Origin of the sequence: Halomonas sp. 141 (assembly GCF_002810305.1) — a bacterium.
Lineage (GTDB): Bacteria > Pseudomonadota > Gammaproteobacteria > Pseudomonadales > Halomonadaceae > Vreelandella > Vreelandella stevensii.
Map to the genome: position 1 here is coordinate 1 of NZ_PINZ01000133.1, position 714 is coordinate 714.

Annotated in this window: 2 protein-coding genes; both read right to left on the reverse strand. The window is 50.1% G+C overall.

Annotated elements, in window-relative coordinates; all coding sequences use genetic code 11:
- Nucleotides 1-70: 70 nt before the first annotated feature.
- Nucleotides 71-370: a type II toxin-antitoxin system RelE/ParE family toxin gene (locus CWI66_RS17675; protein WP_086904840.1), complete on the reverse strand. Its 300-nt coding sequence runs from the start codon at nucleotides 368-370 to the stop codon at nucleotides 71-73.
- On the reverse strand, nucleotides 371-640 hold the full coding sequence (locus tag CWI66_RS17680) for a type II toxin-antitoxin system Phd/YefM family antitoxin (RefSeq protein WP_086904841.1): 270 nt from the start codon (nucleotides 638-640) through the stop codon (nucleotides 371-373).
- Nucleotides 641-714 lie beyond the last annotated feature (74 nt).

Here is a 714-nt window from a genome sequence, read left to right on the forward strand (position 1 = left end):
ATAACGCCCGCCATCACCGGTGACAAAGCCGTAGCGAAGCGAAGGGTTTGGCATCCGGTGCATGGCTTGGTTATGTTTCGTTTGCAGGTAATTCAAGCTGCCTCTCACTTCGCCAGACTCGTATGAGCACAACCTCTTTAGCTTGCCTAAGATAGACAACTCGAAATGGCGCGTGAATCAATTCGCGAATATGATCCAGGTTGAATTCAGGAACAATACGGCCAGCATCAGGGTGGAGCTGAAGCATTTCGCTATGCTCCAAGATCGCAGCCACGAAATCATCACCGATATGTGGAACATCCTGCTCTTTGTAATACTCTTGAATAGCCTGTAAGTCCTCAAGAGCGGACTGTGCGATGCGTAATTCCATTTACTTGATGCCCAACGTTTTCTTGGCGTCCTCCAACGATACGGTGTTGCCCTCGCGAACATCCATAAGCCCCTGCGCCACCGCCTTTACAAACCGCAATTCCTCTGCACTTTTCTCATAATCCTCGAGCCCCTGCACAACCGCTACGCCGCGGCCACGGCTGGTAAGCAGGATTGGGCGATGCGTGTCCTGTGCTCGACCAACCACCTTTCCGGGATTGATCTTCAGGTCTGATAGAGGAATGACATCCTCGGAAAATTTCACTTGCATAGTGGTTACCTAGCCAACAATTTAGTGCTATTAATAGCACCATTTAACAGGTGCGGTCAAGAAACATAACGCCC

Bases quoted from the DNA above. Each gene is read 5' to 3' on its own strand.
- CWI66_RS17675 (WP_086904840.1), bottom strand. From the start codon at position 370: ATGGAATTACGCATCGCACAGTCCGCTCTTGAGGACTTACAGGCTATT.
- CWI66_RS17680 (WP_086904841.1), bottom strand. From the start codon at position 640: ATGCAAGTGAAATTTTCCGAGGATGTCATTCCTCTATCAGACCTGAAG.